Annotated in this window: 14 protein-coding genes and 1 other annotated feature; of the genes, 11 read left to right on the top strand and 3 right to left on the bottom strand. The window is 57.5% G+C overall.

The window, feature by feature from the left end:
• Window positions 1–31: 31 nt before the first annotated feature.
• Complete coding sequence (gene arcA / locus C1Y43_RS12210) at window positions 32–748, bottom strand: two-component system response regulator ArcA (RefSeq protein WP_021508652.1); 717 nt, start codon at window positions 746–748, stop codon at window positions 32–34.
• Between the two features lie 609 nt (window positions 749–1,357).
• Here arcA and C1Y43_RS12215 point away from each other — a divergent pair.
• The 5 genes from C1Y43_RS12215 to thrC all read left to right on the top strand — a co-directional run bounded on the left by C1Y43_RS12215 (window position 1,358) and on the right by thrC (window position 7,087).
• A complete protein-coding gene (locus C1Y43_RS12215; RefSeq protein ID WP_104188355.1) occupies window positions 1,358–2,077 on the top strand; it encodes a tRNA/rRNA methyltransferase in 720 nt (239 codons plus the stop codon).
• A gap of 171 nt (window positions 2,078–2,248) precedes the next feature.
• The gene (gene thrL, locus C1Y43_RS23945; protein WP_128601299.1) at window positions 2,249–2,320 is read left to right on the top strand and encodes a thr operon leader peptide; all 72 of its coding nucleotides are present in this window, start codon (window positions 2,249–2,251) and stop codon (window positions 2,318–2,320) included.
• Window positions 2,256–2,379: a sequence feature (Thr leader region), on the top strand. It overlaps the preceding gene by 65 nt.
• Before the next feature lie 26 nt (window positions 2,380–2,405).
• On the top strand, window positions 2,406–4,868 hold the full coding sequence (gene thrA / locus C1Y43_RS12225; RefSeq protein WP_104188357.1) for a bifunctional aspartate kinase/homoserine dehydrogenase I: 2,463 nt from the start codon (window positions 2,406–2,408) through the stop codon (window positions 4,866–4,868).
• Between the two features lie 2 nt (window positions 4,869–4,870).
• Entirely contained in the window at window positions 4,871–5,800 is a 930-nt protein-coding gene (thrB, locus tag C1Y43_RS12230) for a homoserine kinase (protein WP_104188458.1), read from the top strand.
• Window positions 5,801–5,803: 3 nt separating this feature from the next.
• Complete coding sequence (gene thrC / locus C1Y43_RS12235; RefSeq protein ID WP_021508656.1) at window positions 5,804–7,087, top strand: threonine synthase; 1,284 nt, start codon at window positions 5,804–5,806, stop codon at window positions 7,085–7,087.
• 119 nt (window positions 7,088–7,206) lie between these two features.
• On the opposite strand, the gene yaaA is transcribed toward thrC, so the two are convergent.
• A complete protein-coding gene (yaaA, locus tag C1Y43_RS12240; RefSeq protein ID WP_058757132.1) occupies window positions 7,207–7,980 on the bottom strand; it encodes a peroxide stress protein YaaA in 774 nt (257 codons plus the stop codon).
• A gap of 212 nt (window positions 7,981–8,192) precedes the next feature.
• Between yaaA and tal the strand changes: the two genes are divergently transcribed.
• The 3 genes from tal to C1Y43_RS12255 all read left to right on the top strand — a co-directional run bounded on the left by tal (window position 8,193) and on the right by C1Y43_RS12255 (window position 11,282).
• Window positions 8,193–9,146 (top strand): transaldolase, encoded by a 954-nt coding sequence (tal, locus tag C1Y43_RS12245; RefSeq protein WP_104188358.1) that lies wholly within the window; start codon window positions 8,193–8,195, stop codon window positions 9,144–9,146.
• Between the two features lie 124 nt (window positions 9,147–9,270).
• A complete protein-coding gene (mog, locus tag C1Y43_RS12250; protein ID WP_104188360.1) occupies window positions 9,271–9,858 on the top strand; it encodes a molybdopterin adenylyltransferase in 588 nt (195 codons plus the stop codon).
• A gap of 113 nt (window positions 9,859–9,971) precedes the next feature.
• Window positions 9,972–11,282, top strand: a complete 1,311-nt coding sequence (locus C1Y43_RS12255; protein ID WP_058757129.1) for an MFS transporter — start codon at window positions 9,972–9,974, stop codon at window positions 11,280–11,282.
• Between the two features lie 42 nt (window positions 11,283–11,324).
• Here C1Y43_RS12255 and satP read toward each other — a convergent pair whose 3' ends face one another.
• A complete protein-coding gene (satP, locus tag C1Y43_RS12260) occupies window positions 11,325–11,885 on the bottom strand; it encodes an acetate uptake transporter (protein WP_104188361.1) in 561 nt (186 codons plus the stop codon).
• 297 nt (window positions 11,886–12,182) lie between these two features.
• Here satP and dnaK point away from each other — a divergent pair, with 297 nt between their 5' ends.
• The 3 genes from dnaK to C1Y43_RS12275 all read left to right on the top strand — a co-directional run bounded on the left by dnaK (window position 12,183) and on the right by C1Y43_RS12275 (window position 16,548).
• On the top strand, window positions 12,183–14,093 hold the full coding sequence (gene dnaK, locus C1Y43_RS12265) for a molecular chaperone DnaK (protein ID WP_021508662.1): 1,911 nt from the start codon (window positions 12,183–12,185) through the stop codon (window positions 14,091–14,093).
• 103 nt (window positions 14,094–14,196) lie between these two features.
• The gene (dnaJ, locus tag C1Y43_RS12270) at window positions 14,197–15,333 is read left to right on the top strand and encodes a molecular chaperone DnaJ (RefSeq protein ID WP_021508663.1); all 1,137 of its coding nucleotides are present in this window, start codon (window positions 14,197–14,199) and stop codon (window positions 15,331–15,333) included.
• A 441-nt stretch (window positions 15,334–15,774) separates the two neighbouring features.
• Complete coding sequence (locus C1Y43_RS12275) at window positions 15,775–16,548, top strand: siderophore-interacting protein (protein ID WP_104188363.1); 774 nt, start codon at window positions 15,775–15,777, stop codon at window positions 16,546–16,548.
• The last annotated feature ends 49 nt before the right edge of the window (window positions 16,549–16,597 follow it).

Raw genomic sequence — 16,597 nt, forward strand, 5'->3', positions numbered from 1 at the left:
GACGGGCGTTTTTTTGTTTCGCGACGGACGCTTAATCCTGCAGCTCGCCGCAGAAGCGGTAGCCTTCGCCGTGGATAGTGGCGATGATTTCCGGCGTATCCGGCGTCGACTCAAAGTGTTTGCGGATGCGGCGAATGGTGACATCCACCGTGCGGTCATGCGGCTTCAGCTCGCGACCGGTCATCTTCTTCAGCAGGTCAGCTCGCGTCTGGATTTTGCCCGGATTTTCACAGAAGTGCAGCATGGCGCGGAACTCACTGCGCGGCAGCTTGTACTGATCGCCGTTCGGGCTGATCAGCGAGCGGCTGTTAATATCCAGTTCCCAGCCGTTGAAGCGATAGCTCTCGACCTGACGGCGCTCTTCGCTCGGCATCGCCAGATTCATGGTACGCGACAGCAGGTTGCGCGCACGAATCGTCAGCTCACGCGGATTGAACGGCTTAGTGATGTAGTCGTCGGCACCGATCTCCAGACCGAGGATTTTATCCACTTCGTTATCACGGCCGGTGAGGAACATCAGGGCGACGTTAGCCTGTTCGCGCAGTTCACGCGCCAGCAGTAAACCGTTTTTGCCCGGCAGGTTGATATCCATAATCACCAGATTGACGTCGTTATCGGTCAAAACCTGATGCATCTCGGCGCCGTCGGTGGCTTCATAGACCACGTAACCTTCGGCCTCAAAAATACTTTTGAGGGTGTTACGCGTGACCAGTTCGTCTTCAACGATAAGAATGTGCGGGGTCTGCATGTTTCGCTACCTAAAATTTGCCAACAAATCGAAAACAGGGCGTACGGCGGTTGCCATAACTGTTCCACTGAACAGTGGGCCGTTCGCAACCGGTGTACGAAATGATCTTCGGAATACACCATCCATCTACGTCAACTTCAGTGTTAGCTCAGCCAGTCAGGATGAATATTTGCGTGCCCCGTGGGTATCGGACTGGCGCTTATCCTAACCGTATTAACAGCAACCTAACAGCACCAACAACAACCGATAAGCATAAAAACAACGCTTCGTTGACTTATATCAAATGCAAGTGTAGCACGTTAACACTTTTATGAAAAACTTCTACTGGAATGCCAGCTTAGCTCACAAAAAGCAGCATTTTCGCTACATTTCAGCTGCATCAGCGCAAAAGTAAAACCTGCAGGTAATAACTTTTTAATTGCATGAAAAATAATGTTTTAATATGGGTTTAGCGCATAAATTTTGCTTATTACGCATAATTACGCCTGCCCGGCATTTTTGCCCTGTTTTAACATCCTTAACATCTTATTTTCTCAGGCCCGTGCGGTTGGTATTTTGTCGCCTGCATGCCAACATAGGTCGGGTTATTAACCGTTCGATGGAAAAATCATGCATTTCCCCCTGATCCTTGTCTCACCCGCTCGCCCGGAGAATATCGGCGCGGCCGCCCGCGCCATGAAAACCATGGGATTTAGCGAGTTGCGTATTGTCGCCAGTCACGCCTGGCAGGATCCGGCCGCGCGGCGTGTGGCCCACGGCGCCGGTGAGATTCTTGACCACGTGAAAACCTATGACACGCTGAGCGCCGCGCTGGCGGATGTCGATTTTTCCGTAGCCACGACCGCCCGCAGCCGGGCGAAGTTTCGCTATTACGCCACGCCGGCGCAGGTCGAAACCATCCTGCAGGAGAAACGTCAGTGGCTGAATCGCATCGCGCTGGTGTTTGGCCGTGAAGACAGCGGGCTGACTAATGAGGAGCTGGAACAGGTCGATCTGCTGACCGGCATTCCGATGGCGCAGGACTATCCTTCACTGAATCTCGGCCAGGCGGTGATGGTGTACTGCTATCAGCTGTCGGCGCTGCATCAGGTAGCGGCCGCGCCGGTTGAGGCGGCTAACGCGCAGCAGCTGCAGGCGCTGCGTCAGCGCTTTCATCAGCTGCTGGTGACGCTGGAAGTCAGCAATGATGCCAAGCTGGCGGACTGGATCGATCAGCGCATCGGTCTGCTGGAGCAGCGCGACAGTGCCATGCTGCACCGTTTGCTGCACGACGTAGAAAAAAAACTTATAGATAATTGCTCGGGAAAACCGGCTCCGGACAGTGAGTGATCGGGCGTCTGTGGCGCTGCCTGAACGATCGCAATCCGTTTCGGCGTCTGCGGCGCAGCACTGCGCAGCAGCACCATTCGGGTGCAAAGACAAATTCGTTGACTTAACGTGCGCTTTGCTTTACTTCTGGAAGGCAGACGGACAAGACAAAGACAGACAGAAAAAATCTCAATGCGTAACCACAGCCTGAACACCACCATTATTATTACCACCACCATTACCACAGGTAACGGTGCGGGCTGACGCATACAGGAAAAACAAAAGAAAGAAGCCCGCACCTCAACAGTGCGGGCTTTTTTTTCGGCAAAAATTCAGGAGAGCTTCAATCATGCGAGTGCTGAAATTCGGCGGAACCTCGGTAGCCAATGCGGAACGTTTTCTCCGCGTGGCAGACATTCTGGAAAGCAATGCGCAACAGGGACAGGTTGCGACCGTGCTCTCTGCGCCGGCGAAAATCACCAATCATCTGGTAGCGATGATTGAGAAAACCATCAGCGGCCAGGATGCGCTGCCGAATATCAGCGATGCCGAACGCATTTTTGCCGAACTGCTGCAGGGGCTGGCCGACGCTCAGCCTGGTTTCGATTACGATGGCCTGAAAACCCGCGTTGAGCTGGAGTTTGCGCAGCTGAAACAGGTGCTGCACGGCATCAGCCTGCTGGGTCAGTGCCCGGATGCCGTGAACGCCGCCATTATCTGTCGTGGCGAGAAGCTGTCGATTGCCATCATGGAAGCGCTGCTGCAGGCGCGCGGCCACAAAGTGACGGTGATCGATCCGGTCGAAAAACTGCTGGCGGTGGGCCATTATCTTGAATCGACCGTGGATATCGCCGAATCCACCCGGCGTATCGCGGCCAGCCAGATCCCGACCGACCACATGATCCTGATGGCGGGCTTCACCGCCGGCAATGAGAAGGGCGAGCTGGTGGTGCTGGGGCGTAATGGCTCCGACTACTCGGCGGCCGTGCTGGCGGCGTGTCTGCGCGCGGACTGCTGTGAAATCTGGACCGATGTCGATGGCGTTTACACCTGCGATCCGCGTCAGGTACCGGATGCGCGTCTGCTGAAGTCGATGTCCTATCAGGAGGCGATGGAGCTCTCCTACTTTGGTGCCAAAGTGCTGCACCCGCGCACCATCGCGCCGATTGCTCAGTTCCAGATTCCGTGCTTAATCAAAAATACCGCCAATCCTCAGGCGCCGGGCACTCTGATTGGCGGCGAAGGCGAAGTGGATGAGAACCCGGTAAAAGGCATCACCAATCTGAATAACATGGCGATGTTTAACGTCTCCGGTCCGGGCATGAAAGGGATGGTGGGCATGGCGGCGCGCGTGTTTGCCGCGATGTCGCGCACCGGCATTTCCGTGGTGCTGATTACTCAATCCTCCTCCGAATACAGCATCAGCTTCTGCGTGCCGCAGAGCGAGCAGGCGCGCGCACGTCGCGTACTGGAAGAGGAATTCTACCTCGAACTGAAAGATGGCCTGCTCGATCCGCTCGACGTGCTGGAGCAGCTGGCGGTGATTTCGGTGGTGGGCGACGGCATGCGCACGCTGCGCGGCATCTCCGCTAAATTCTTCTCGGCGCTGGCACGCGCCAACATCAATATCGTGGCGATTGCTCAGGGCTCCTCTGAGCGCTCCATCTCCGTCGTGGTCAGCAACGATGACGTCACCACCGGCGTGCGCGTGGTGCATCAGATGCTGTTCGCCACCGATCAGGTGATTGAAGTGTTTGTGGTGGGCGTCGGCGGCGTCGGCGGCGCACTGCTCGACCAGCTGCACCGCCAGCAGGCGTGGCTGAAGGGCAAGCATATCGATCTGCGCGTGTGCGGCATCGCCAATTCGCATGCGCTGCTGACCAACGTGCACGGCATCGACCTCAGCAACTGGAAGGCGGCGCTGGCGGAAGCCAAAGAGCCGTTTAACCTCGGCCGGCTGATTCGTCTGGTGAAGGAGTACCATCTGCTCAACCCGGTGATCGTCGACTGTACCTCCAGCCAGGCGGTGGCCGATCAGTACGCGGACTTCCTCGCCGAAGGTTTCCACGTGGTCACGCCAAATAAAAAGGCCAATACCTCGTCGTGGAATTACTACCAGCAGATGCGTGCGGCGGCGGCGAAATCGCGCCGTAAGTTCCTCTATGACACCAACGTCGGTGCCGGTCTGCCGGTGATTGAAAACCTGCAGAACCTGCTGAACGCCGGCGATGAGCTGATCAAGTTCTCCGGCATCCTGTCGGGCTCGCTGTCGTTTATCTTTGGCAAGCTGGATGAGGGCGTGACGCTGTCCGAAGCCACCCGCATGGCGCGCGAGCTGGGCTTTACCGAGCCGGATCCGCGCGACGACCTGTCCGGTACTGACGTGGCGCGTAAGCTGCTGATTCTGGCGCGTGAGGCGGGTCATCAACTGGAGCTGAGCGACATCGACATCGAACCGCTGCTGCCCGCCAGCCTGACGGACATCGCCGACGTCGATCAGTTTATGGCGCGGCTGCCGGAGCTGGACAACGCCTTTGCCGCGCGCGTTGCCAAAGCGCGTGATGAGGGTAAAGTGTTACGCTTCGTCGGCGCGATTGAAGAGGGCGGCGCCTGCAAAGTTAAAATCGATGCGGTGGACGGCAACGATCCGCTGTACAAAGTGAAGAACGGCGAGAACGCCCTGGCGTTTTACAGCCGCTATTATCAGCCGATCCCGCTGGTTCTGCGCGGATATGGCGCGGGGAATGATGTCACCGCGGCGGGTGTGTTTGCCGATTTGCTGCGCACGCTGACGTGGAAGTTGGGAGTTTAATGATGGTAAAAATTTATGCACCGGCCTCGATAGGTAACGTCAGCGTCGGCTTTGATGTGCTGGGCGCGGCGGTTTCGCCGGTGGATGGCTCGCTGATGGGCGACTGCGTCTCGGTCGAAGCGGCAGACCAGTTTAGCCTGCAGAATAAAGGGCGCTTTGTCAGCAAACTGCCCGCCGATCCGCAGGACAACATCGTTTACCAGTGCTGGCAGCGTTTCTGCCAGGCGATTGGTAAAGACGTTCCGGTGGCGATGACGCTGGAGAAAAACATGCCGATTGGTTCAGGCCTCGGTTCCAGCGCCTGCTCGGTGGTGGCCGGCCTGATGGCGATGAATGAGTTCTGCGGCCAGCCGCTTAACGACACCGAGCTGCTGGCGCTGATGGGCGAGCTGGAAGGGCGCATCTCCGGCAGCGTGCACTATGACAACGTCGCGCCGTGCTTCCTCGGCGGCGTACAGCTGATGATTGAAGAGAACGGGATCATCAGCCAGGAGGTGCCGTGCTTTGATGACTGGCTGTGGGTAATGGCTTATCCGGGCATCAAAGTCTCCACGGCGGAAGCACGCGCCATCCTGCCGGCGCAGTATCGCAAGCAGGATGCCATCAAACATGGTCGTCTGCTGGCCGGCTTTATTCACGCCTGCCACACCCGTCAGCCGCTGCTGGCGGCTAAACTGATGCAGGATGTGATCGCCGAGCCGTATCGCACCAAACTGCTGCCGGGCTTTGCGGAGGCGCGGCAGGCGGCCAGCGACATTGGCGCGCTGGCCTGCGGTATTTCGGGCTCTGGCCCGACACTTTTCGCCGTTTGCAACGAGATGGCAACGGCACAGCGGATGGCGGACTGGCTGAGCCAGCACTATCTGCAGAATGAGGAAGGCTTCGTCCATATCTGCCGTCTTGATACGGCTGGCGCACGTAAACTGGGATAACGCATGAAACTCTACAACCTTAAGGATCATAACGAGCAGGTTAGCTTCGCGCAGGCCGTGAAACAGGGCCTCGGCTCGCAGCAGGGGCTGTTTTTCCCGCTGGAACTGCCGGAATTCGAGCTGACCGACATTGATGCGATGCTGGAGATGGATTTCGTCAGCCGCAGCAGCAAGATTCTCTCTGCTTACATCGGCGATGAAATTGCCGCGCACCAGCTGGCCGAGCGCGTGAAGAACGCCTTTGCTTTCCCAGCACCGGTGAGCCAGGTGAGCGACGATGTGGCCTGCCTGGAACTGTTCCACGGTCCGACGCTGGCGTTTAAAGATTTCGGCGGGCGCTTTATGGCGCAGATGCTGTCGTACGTGTCTGGCGCGGATGAGCAGATCACCATTCTGACCGCGACCTCCGGCGATACCGGCGCAGCGGTGGCGCACGCGTTCTACGGCATGGAAAACGTGCGCGTGGTCATCCTGTATCCGCAGGGCAAAATCAGTCCGCTGCAGGAGAAGCTGTTCTGTACGCTGGGCGGCAACATTGAAACCATCGCGATCGACGGCGACTTCGATGCCTGTCAGGCGCTGGTTAAGCAGGCGTTTGATGACGAAGAGCTGAAGAAAGCCATCGGCCTGAATTCGGCTAACTCCATCAATATCAGCCGTCTGCTGGCACAGATTTGCTATTACTTCGAGGCGGTGGCGCAGCTGCCGCAGGAAAAACGTAATCAGCTGGTGGTGTCGGTGCCAAGCGGTAACTTTGGCGATCTCACGGCCGGCCTGCTGGCGAAATCGCTCGGTCTGCCGATCAAGCGCTTTATCGCCGCGACCAACGCCAACGACACCGTGCCGCGCTTCCTTGCCGACGGTCAGTGGCAGCCGAACGCGACCGTGGCAACGCTGTCGAACGCGATGGATGTCAGCCAGCCTAACAACTGGCCGCGTGTGGAAGAGCTGTTCCGCCGCAAAACCTGGCGCCTGACCGATCTGGCCTACGGCGCGGTGTCGGATGAGACCACCAAAGCCACCATGCGCGAGCTGGCAGAGCTGGGTTACCTGTCAGAACCGCACGCGGCGATTGCCTATCGTCTGCTGCGCGATCAGCTGCAGGAAGGGGAGTTTGGCCTGTTCCTCGGCACCGCGCATCCGGCGAAATTTAAGGAGAGCGTGGAAGAGATTCTCGGCCAGCCGCTGCCGCTGCCGGAAGCGCTGGCCGCGCGCGCCGATTTGCCGCTGCTGTCGCATGCCATGAAGGCGGATTTCGCCGCGCTGCGGGCGTTTTTGCTGAAGTAAATACCCAACGGGCCGGTCACTTCGGCCCGTTATGCATTTTTCTGGCGGCGCGATTTAACGCGCGGGTTTTTAACAGACGCGCAATGATTTGCGCCGCTACGATTCAGGTGAAGCTGGCGTTATTGCTCGCGGCGCTTAAATACCAGCTCGTTACCCTTACTCTCCGCCGCATCAAAGAAATAACCGTCAACATCAAACTTCTTCAGCTGCGTCGGTTTCGTCAGGCGCTTCTCAATCACATAACGGCTCATCAGGCCACGCGCCTTCTTGGCGTAGAAACTGATCACCTTGAACTTACCGTTTTTCTCATCGAGGAACACCGGCTTAACCAGCTCGGCATTCAGCTGCTTCGGCTTGATGGCTTTGAAATACTCATCGGAGGCGAGGTTGATCAGCACGTCATCGCCCTGTTCCGCCAGCGCGTCGTTGAGCTTTTGCGTCAGCAGGTCGCCCCAGAAGCTGTAGAGATCTTTGCCGGCCGGATTCGCCAGTTTGATGCCCATCTCTAAACGGTACGGCTGCATCAAATCCAGCGGGCGCAGCAGGCCATACAGGCCCGAAAGCATACGCAGGTGTTTTTGGGCAAAATCAAAGTCGGCTTCGCTGAAGGTCTCTGCCTGCAAACCGGTATAAACATCACCTTTGAAGGCCAGAATCGCCTGCCGCGCGTTATCGGGTGAGAAGGGCGGCTGCCACTGGCTGAAACGGTCGGCGTTGAGGTGCGCCAGTTTGTCGCTGATGCCCATCAGCGAAGCGATTTGCGCCGGGGAAAGATCGCGCGCCACGTCAATCAGCTGCTGTGATTTTTCTAACAGCGCCGGTTGGGTAAACCGTGACGTAGCCAGCGGGCTTTCATAATCCAGTGTCTTGGCTGGCGAGATAACCATCAGCATTGTGTCTGTCCTCGTTGACCCGCTGTTTTCAGGGGATGGATGGGAAAAATGTCGCGACGAGTGTAGCAAAAAAGCTGCACGGATCGGCAAATCGCTCCCATTTGTTAGCGCTATCGTAAAGGGCACGCGGCGATGTTGCGCCGCTTAGCCTGCGTGATATTATCGCAACAGCCTTTTACACCCTGACAGTCAACTTAAGAGAAAAGAGAACCATGACGGACAAACTTACTTCCTTGCGTCAGCTGACTACTGTGGTCGCCGACACCGGTGATATCGCGGCAATGAAACTCTACCAACCGCAGGATGCCACCACTAACCCTTCTTTGATCCTCAACGCTGCGCAAATCCCTGAATACCGTAAACTGATTGACGAAGCCATTAGCTGGGCACGTCAGCAGAGCAGCAACAAAGAAGAGCAGCTGGCGCTGGTTTCTGACAAGCTGGCCGTCAACATTGGTCTGGAAATTCTCAAACTGATCCCGGGACGTATCTCTACTGAAGTTGACGCGCGTCTCTCTTACGACACCGAAGCGAGCATCGCGAAAGCACGCAGCCTGATCAAACTCTACAACGATGCCGGCATCAGCAACGATCGTATCCTGATCAAACTGGCCTCAACCTGGCAGGGCATCCGCGCGGCGGAGCAGCTGGAGAAAGAAGGCATCAACTGTAACCTGACGCTGCTGTTCTCCTTCGCCCAGGCGCGTGCCTGTGCCGAAGCGGGCGTGTTCCTGATTTCGCCATTTGTTGGCCGTATCCTCGACTGGTACAAGCAGAGCACCGACAAGAAAGAGTACGCAGCGCATGAAGATCCAGGCGTGGTATCCGTGTCTGAGATCTACAACTACTACAAGCAGCACGGCTATGAAACCGTGGTGATGGGCGCCAGCTTCCGTAACGTCGGCGAAATCATCGAGCTGGCCGGTTGCGACCGCCTGACTATCTCTCCGGGCCTGCTGAAAGAGCTGGCCGAGAGCGAAGGCAGCGTAGAGCGTAAACTGAGCTACAGCGGCGAAGTGAAAGCGCGTCCGGCTAAAATGACCGAAGCGGAATTCCTGTGGCAGCACAACCAGGATCCAATGGCGGTGACCAAACTGGCCGAAGGTATCCGCAACTTTGCCATCGACCAGGGCAAACTTGAGAAGATGATCGCCGAACTGCTGTAAGGTGATGTGCCGTGGCGGCTGCCGGTCGCCACGGTTTTCGCGTTTCCCTCGCTGATGCTTTGTATTATCCTTTCTGCCATTCCCCTTTTTCTCACCGCCCCGCGGTCAACACAGCGATAACTCTATGGATACTTTACGTATTGGCTTAATTTCCGTGTCCGATCGGGCCGCTAACGGCATCTATCAGGATCAGGGCATTCCGGCGCTGGAAAGCTGGCTTAGCGCTGCGCTGGCGACACCGTTTGAGATTGAAACCCGCCTGGTTCCGGATGAACAGCCGATGATTGAGCAGGCGATTTGCGAGCTGGTCGACGAACGTTTTTGCCATCTGGTGCTGACCACCGGCGGTACCGGTCCGGCCCGGCGCGACGTCACGCCGGATGCGACCTTAGCGGTAGCCGACCGCGAGATGCCCGGCTTTGGCGAGCAGATGCGGCAGATCAGCCTGCAGTTTGTGCCGACCGCGATTCTGTCACGCCAGGTGGGCGTGATCCGCAAGCAGTCGCTCATCCTCAACCTGCCGGGACAGCCGAAATCGATTAAAGAGACGCTGGAAGGGTTGAAAGCGGATGACGGCACGGTGAAAGTGCCAGGGATTTTCGCGGCTGTACCCTATTGTTTACAGCTGCTGGAAGGGCCTTACGTCGAAACCTACCCGGAGGTGGTAGCAGCTTTTCGCCCGAAAAGCGCACGACGTGAGACAAACGTCTGAAAATTGCCGTTTTCAGGCATAAAATGCAGAGTGACTGGTGTGGCAAAATATTGACGGTATAGTAACCTCAGCTTTACAACTATACTGACATAGCCTCTGGATACCGCACTCTTATGGATTCGCTGACAACGCGTCGACTCAACCGCCAGGACTACAAAACCCTGGCGCTGGCTGCCCTGGGCGGGGCGCTGGAATTCTACGATTTTATCATCTTCGTCTTCTTCGCTGCGGTGATTGGCGAGCTGTTCTTTCCGCCAGACATCCCGGAATGGCTGCGTCAGGTGCAGACGTTTGCCATCTTCGCCGCCGGTTATCTGGCGCGCCCGCTGGGCGGCATCATCATGGCGCACTTTGGCGACAAAGTCGGGCGTAAGAAGATGTTCAGCCTGAGTATTCTGCTGATGGCGCTGCCGACGCTGGCGATGGGCGCGCTGCCCACCTACGCCAGCATTGGCATTGCCGCACCGTTACTGATGTTGCTGATGCGCGTGCTGCAGGGCGCGGCCATTGGCGGCGAGGTGCCGGGCGCGTGGGTGTTTGTTGCGGAGCATGTGCCGGAGAAGCGTATCGGTTTTGCCTGCGGCACGCTGACTGCAGGCTTAACCGCCGGCATTCTGCTCGGGTCGCTGGTGGCGACGGTGCTGAATACTTCGCTCTCGCCGGCGGCGATACGCGATCACGGCTGGCGCATTCCTTTCTTCCTCGGCGGCCTGTTTGGCCTGCTGGCGATGTATCTGCGTCGCTGGCTGCATGAAACCCCGGTATTTCGTCAGATGCAGCAGCGCAAAGCGCTGGCGGAAAAGCTGCCGCTGCAGACCATTCTCGCCAGCCACAAGCGCGGCATTGCGGTGTCGATGCTGCTTACCTGGCTATTATCAGCCTGTATTGTGGTGGTGATTCTGATGGCACCGACGCTGATGCAGAAACAGCATGGCGTGCCGGCGGCGCTCAGTCTGCAGGCCAACAGTTTCGCGACCGTGATGCTGCTGATCGGCTGCGTGCTGGCGGGCTGGATTGTCGATCGCTACGGTGCGGCGCGTACCTTACTGATTGGTTCGTTGCTGCTGGCGCTGTGCAGCTGGAGCTTTTTCCAGCAGCTTGGCGGCACGCCGCAGATGCTGTTCATCTGGTACGGTCTGGCGGGACTGAGCGTGGGCGTGGTCGGCGTGGTGCCGTTTGTTATGGTGCGGGCGTTTCCGGCGGCGGTGCGCTTCACCGGCATTTCCTTCTCTTACAACGTGTCGTATGCCATCTTTGGCGGTCTGACGCCGATCAGCGTGACGCTGATGATGTCGCTGACGCCGATGGCGCCGGCCTGGTACGTGCTGGCGCTGGCGCTAATCGGCATGCTGGTGGCGCTGTGGTTATGGCATGACAGCCGCCAGGCTAATGCGCAGCTGGATGTTTCGCTGCATTCATCGTAATGGCAGCGCGCGGAGCGGCATGACGGCTCCGCGCGCCGTTGATTACTCGCCAATCGGCAACACGCTGCGCTCAAACTTCTCGTTCAGCACTTCGCCCATTGCCAGATAAAAGGCGCTGGCACCACAGACGATGCCCACCCAGCCGGCGATGCGCAGCAGCGCCGCGTGATCCAGCAGATGGCCGATAGCCAGCAGCGCAAACAGCAGCGTCAGGCTGGCAAACACAAACTGCAGCATCTTCGCGGCCTGCAGCGTGCCAAAGAACAGAAACAGCGTGAAGATACCCCACAGCGCCAGGTAAGCGCCGAGGAAATGGCCATCGGCGGCCGCAGCCAGTCCCATTTTCGGCAGCAGCAGAATCGCCACCAGCGTCAGCCAGAAGCTGCCGTACGAGGTAAAGGCGGTCAGGCCGAAGGTATTGCCTTTTTTATACTCCAGCAGCCCGGCAAGGATTTGCGCGATGCCGCCGTAAAAGAGGCCCATCGCCAGGATAATTACATCCATTTCAAACAGACCGGTGTTGTGTAAGTTGAGCAGGATGGTGGTCATACCAAAACCCATCAGGCCCAGTGGGGCGGGATTCGCCAGCGTGGTGTTGCCCATAATTCCTCAGCAGCAGCGTTATTGTTTATTGGTTTAACGCCCGCGCCAACAGCGGTGGGGAGCGGGGCGCTGCATCATAATCAGGTGGCTTTTACCGCACTTTGATCTCACGCGGTAAGAGAATCTAAATTTTTTTTAGTTTTAACCCTTGATGCGCTTCGAAGCGGCCCCATTTAGTTGTCATCAAGCATTGTGAGGCAGCAAAAAAATCTGCCGCAGCGGTTGAAAGTGGTCAGCGTGACCGCATCTCTGCTTCACAACCCAATTTGGCAAAGAATTTAAGTGGGAGACGTTTAGATGGGTAAGATTATTGGTATTGACCTGGGTACAACCAACTCATGTGTGGCGATTATGGACGGTGGCAAAGCACGCGTGCTTGAAAACGCCGAAGGCGATCGCACCACACCGTCAATCATTGCATATACCGGGGATGGCGAAACTCTGGTCGGTCAACCGGCTAAACGTCAGGCGGTGACCAACCCGCAGAACACCCTGTTTGCAATCAAGCGCCTGATCGGCCGTCGTTTCCAGGACGAAGAAGTGCAGCGTGATATCAAAATCATGCCGTACAAAATCATCGGTTCTGACAACGGTGACGCATGGCTGGACGTAAAGGGCCAGAAAATGGCACCGCCGCAGATCTCTGCAGAAGTGCTGAAAAAAATGAAGAAAACCGCGGAAGATTTCCTCGGTGAGCCGGTAACCGAAGCGGTTATCACCGTTCCAGCTTACTTCAACGATGCGCAGCGTCAGGCGACTAAAGACGCCGGCCGTATCGCGGGTCTGGACGTAAAACGTATCATCAACGAACCGACCGCAGCGGCACTGGCGTATGGCCTGGATAAAGGTCAGGGCAACCGCACCATCGCGGTATATGACCTGGGTGGCGGTACCTTCGACATCTCTATCATTGAGATCGACGAAGTCGACGGCGAGAAAACCTTTGAAGTACTGGCGACCAACGGTGATACCCACCTGGGTGGTGAAGACTTCGACAGCCGTCTGATCAACTACCTGGTTGCCGAATTCAAGAAAGATCAGGGCATCGATCTGCACAACGATCCGCTGGCGATGCAGCGTCTGAAAGAAGCGGCAGAGAAAGCGAAAATCGAGCTCTCTTCTGCGCAGCAGACCGACGTTAACCTGCCGTACATCACGGCGGATGCGACTGGTCCTAAGCACCTGAACATTAAAGTGACCCGTGCGAAGCTGGAATCACTGGTGGAAGACCTGGTTACCCGTTCGATTGAGCCGCTGAAAGTGGCGCTGAACGACGCTGGCCTGTCGGTTTCTGACATCAACGACGTGATCCTGGTCGGTGGTCAGACGCGTATGCCAATGGTGCAGGCGAAAGTGGCGGAGTTCTTCGGTAAAGAGCCACGTAAAGACGTGAACCCGGACGAAGCGGTCGCTGTGGGTGCTGCGGTACAGGGCGGCGTGCTGGCTGGTGAAGTAAAAGACGTTCTGCTGCTGGACGTGACCCCGCTGTCGCTGGGTATCGAAACCATGGGTGGCGTGATGACGTCGCTGATCAGCAAGAACACCACGATCCCAACCAAGCACAGCCAGGTGTTCTCGACTGCTGAAGACAACCAGTCTGCCGTGACCATTCACGTGCTGCAGGGTGAGCGTAAGCGTTCGGCGGATAACAAATCGCTGGGCCAGTTCAACCTCGACGGTATTCAGCCTGCGCCGCGCGGTATGCCACAGATCGAAGTGACCTTCGACATCGATGCTGACGGTATTCTGCACGTGTCTGCGAAGGACAAAAACAGCGGGAAAGAGCAGAAGATCACCATCAAAGCTTCTTCTGGCCTGAACGAGGAAGAGATCGAAAAAATGGTTCGTGACGCGGAAGCTAACGCCGAGTCAGACCGTAAATTCGAAGAGCTGGTGCAGACGCGTAACCAGGGCGACCAGATTGCGCACAGCACGCGTAAGCAGCTGGACGAAGCCGGTGACAAACTGTCAGCGGAAGACAAAGCACCGATCGAGTCTGCCCTGAACGAGCTGAACACCGCGCTGAAAGGCGAAGATAAAGCAGAAATCGAAGCCAAAATGCAGGCGCTGATGGAAGTGTCCAGCAAGCTGATGGAACTGGCGCAGCAGCAGGCTCAGGCCGGCGCAGCGGATGCCGGCGACGCTTCGGCGAAGAAAGATGACGACGTTGTCGACGCTGAATTCGAAGAAGTGAAAGATAAAAAATAATTGCCCCTGACCGGGCGCGACGGCTGGCCTGACAGCCGTTGAAACCAGCACGGGCGTCGGAGATCTCTCCACGCCCGTGCGATCATGTTAAGGGCAGAGAAAAATGGCTAAGAGTGATTTTTACGAGATCTTAGGCGTCTCAAAATCCGCCGATGAGCGCGAAATCAAAAAGGCCTATAAGCGCCTGGCGATGAAGTATCACCCGGACCGTAATCCGGGCGATAAAGAGGCCGAGACGAAATTCAAAGAGGTCAAGGAAGCCTACGAGATCCTCACCGATGCGCAGAAGCGTGCAGCTTACGATCAGTACGGTCATGCGGCGTTTGAGCAGGGCGGTGGTGGCGGCTTCGGCGGCGGCTTTGGTGGCGGCGGTGCCGACTTCAGCGATATCTTTGGCGACGTGTTCGGCGATATCTTTGGTGGTGGTCGCCGTCAGCGCGCCTCACGCGGCGCCGATTTACGCTACAACATGGAACTGACGCTGGAAGAAGCGGTACGCGGCGTGACCAAAGAGATCCGCATTCCAACGCTGGAAGAGTGTGATGTCTGCCACGGCAGCGGCGCCAAAGCGGGCACCCAGCCGCAGACCTGTCCGACCTGTCACGGTGCGGGCCAGGTACAGATGCGTCAGGGCTTCTTTACCGTGCAGCAAGCCTGTCCGACCTGTCACGGTCGCGGCTCGGTGATTAAAGATCCGTGCAACGCCTGTCACGGCCATGGCCGCGTTGAGCGCCAGAAAACGCTGTCGGTGAAAATCCCGGCGGGCGTCGATACCGGCGACCGTATCCGCCTCAGCGGAGAAGGTGAAGCGGGCGAACATGGCGCACCGGCTGGCGATCTGTACGTGCAGGTTTCGGTGAAGAAACACCCGATCTTCGAGCGTGAAGATAACAACCTGTACTGCGAAGTGCCGATCAACTTTGCCATGGCAGCGCTGGGCGGCGAGATTGAAGTGCCGACGCTCGACGGTCGCGTGAAGCTGAAAGTGCCGGCAGAAACCCAGACCGGCAAGCTGTTCCGCATGCGCGGCAAAGGCGTGAAGTCGGTGCGTGGCGGTGCGGTCGGCGATCTGCTGTGTCGCGTGGTGGTGGAAACCCCGGTCAGCCTCAACGACAAGCAAAAAGCGCTGCTGCGCGAGCTGGAAGAGAGCTTCGGCGGACCCACCGGCGAGAAAAACAGCCCGCGTTCGAAAAGCTTCTTCGACGGCGTAAAGAAGTTCTTTGACGATCTGACCCGCTAATCGGGTGCGCAGACAGAAACAAGCGGAGAGGCAACTCTCCGCTTTTTTTATGCGCAGCTCTGCTATGCAGATATTCAACGGCATTGTTTTTCGTCATTCAACGCTTTAACAGCTCACCTCCTGTCAAAACGGCAGCATTTTCGCTAGCGGCGCAATTTATTGCGCGATAAATCGCGCCGCTACAAATATCGTGCGGCTTGCGACTACCTCAACAGGTCGCCATTTATGGCGACCTGAAGCCGTGAAAATCCCCGCCAAAAACGCTTCCTCACCTTGCAAAAACCGGTTCCGTTTTCGCCAATAGCATTTTTCGGCATTGCGTCGAAAATATATCATAGGTATCTTGCAAGGCGTTTAATGAGAATGATTTTCGATAACATGCACCATCAGCGGTGTGCGGTAGCGCAGTAGCGCGGGACCGTCGCTGCAGGGAGAGAAACGTTGCCAAACCCGACTCACTATCGCGCTCCACAACGCGTGCGCAATGAATTACGCTTCCGTCACATCACCGTCGCCAGCAAAACGCGGGTGGCCGATGCCTTCTGGCGCATCGTCTTTAGCGGCAGCGATCTGGCGGGTTTCCACTCGCCCTCTTTTGACGACCACATCAAAGTGTTTTTCCCGGATACGCCGGGCGGTGCGCTGGCGCTGCCACACATGACCGACGAAGGCATCGTCTGGCCTGACGGCGTGCGTCCGGCGGCGCGCGACTATACGCCGCTGGCCTTTAACGGCAGCGATTCGCTGACGCTGGATTTTTACATCCACGACGGCGGCGTCGCCAGCAGCTGGGCGAGTGCCGCTCAGCCGGGCGATCGCATTGCGATGGGCGGCCCGCGCGGCTCATGCGTCGTGCCGGTGGATTATGCCTGTCAGATTTATGTCTGTGATGAGACCGGTCTGCCGGCGTTTAAGCGCCGCTATCAGGAAATGCAGGCACAGCAGATTCATCTGCTGGCCTGTGTTGATGAGCCAGTCGGCCGCGCGTATCTTGGCGACCTGCCGGACGTCACGGTGAGCTGGCTCGGCAGCGGCAACATGCAGACTGAGGCGCTGACGCCGCTGCTGGACCCGATTATGCTGCCTGCTGATGACTACTTCATCTGGCTGACCGGCGAAGGCGCGGCGGTGAAACAGCTGAGCGATTATTTTACTCAGCAACGTGCGGCGCACAGCGACCTGGTGCGCGCCGTCGCTTACTGGCATCAGAAATAACCGGCGCCCGCCCGCTGCCACCTGTGTTGAATTTTACCAGGCACCAGAC

Source organism: Pantoea sp. ICBG 828, assembly GCF_002928355.1.
Classification (GTDB): Bacteria; Pseudomonadota; Gammaproteobacteria; order Enterobacterales; family Enterobacteriaceae; genus Pantoea; species Pantoea dispersa.

Coding starts and splice junctions, on each gene's coding strand:
- arcA (WP_021508652.1), bottom strand. CDS start 748: ATGCAGACCCCGCACATTCTTATCGTTGAAGACGAACTGGTCACGCGT.
- C1Y43_RS12215 (WP_104188355.1), top strand. CDS start 1,358: ATGCATTTCCCCCTGATCCTTGTCTCACCCGCTCGCCCGGAGAATATC.
- thrA (WP_104188357.1), top strand. CDS start 2,406: ATGCGAGTGCTGAAATTCGGCGGAACCTCGGTAGCCAATGCGGAACGT.
- thrB (WP_104188458.1), top strand. CDS start 4,871: ATGGTAAAAATTTATGCACCGGCCTCGATAGGTAACGTCAGCGTCGGC.
- thrC (WP_021508656.1), top strand. CDS start 5,804: ATGAAACTCTACAACCTTAAGGATCATAACGAGCAGGTTAGCTTCGCG.
- yaaA (WP_058757132.1), bottom strand. CDS start 7,980: ATGCTGATGGTTATCTCGCCAGCCAAGACACTGGATTATGAAAGCCCG.
- tal (WP_104188358.1), top strand. CDS start 8,193: ATGACGGACAAACTTACTTCCTTGCGTCAGCTGACTACTGTGGTCGCC.
- mog (WP_104188360.1), top strand. CDS start 9,271: ATGGATACTTTACGTATTGGCTTAATTTCCGTGTCCGATCGGGCCGCT.
- C1Y43_RS12255 (WP_058757129.1), top strand. CDS start 9,972: ATGGATTCGCTGACAACGCGTCGACTCAACCGCCAGGACTACAAAACC.
- satP (WP_104188361.1), bottom strand. CDS start 11,885: ATGGGCAACACCACGCTGGCGAATCCCGCCCCACTGGGCCTGATGGGT.
- dnaK (WP_021508662.1), top strand. CDS start 12,183: ATGGGTAAGATTATTGGTATTGACCTGGGTACAACCAACTCATGTGTG.
- dnaJ (WP_021508663.1), top strand. CDS start 14,197: ATGGCTAAGAGTGATTTTTACGAGATCTTAGGCGTCTCAAAATCCGCC.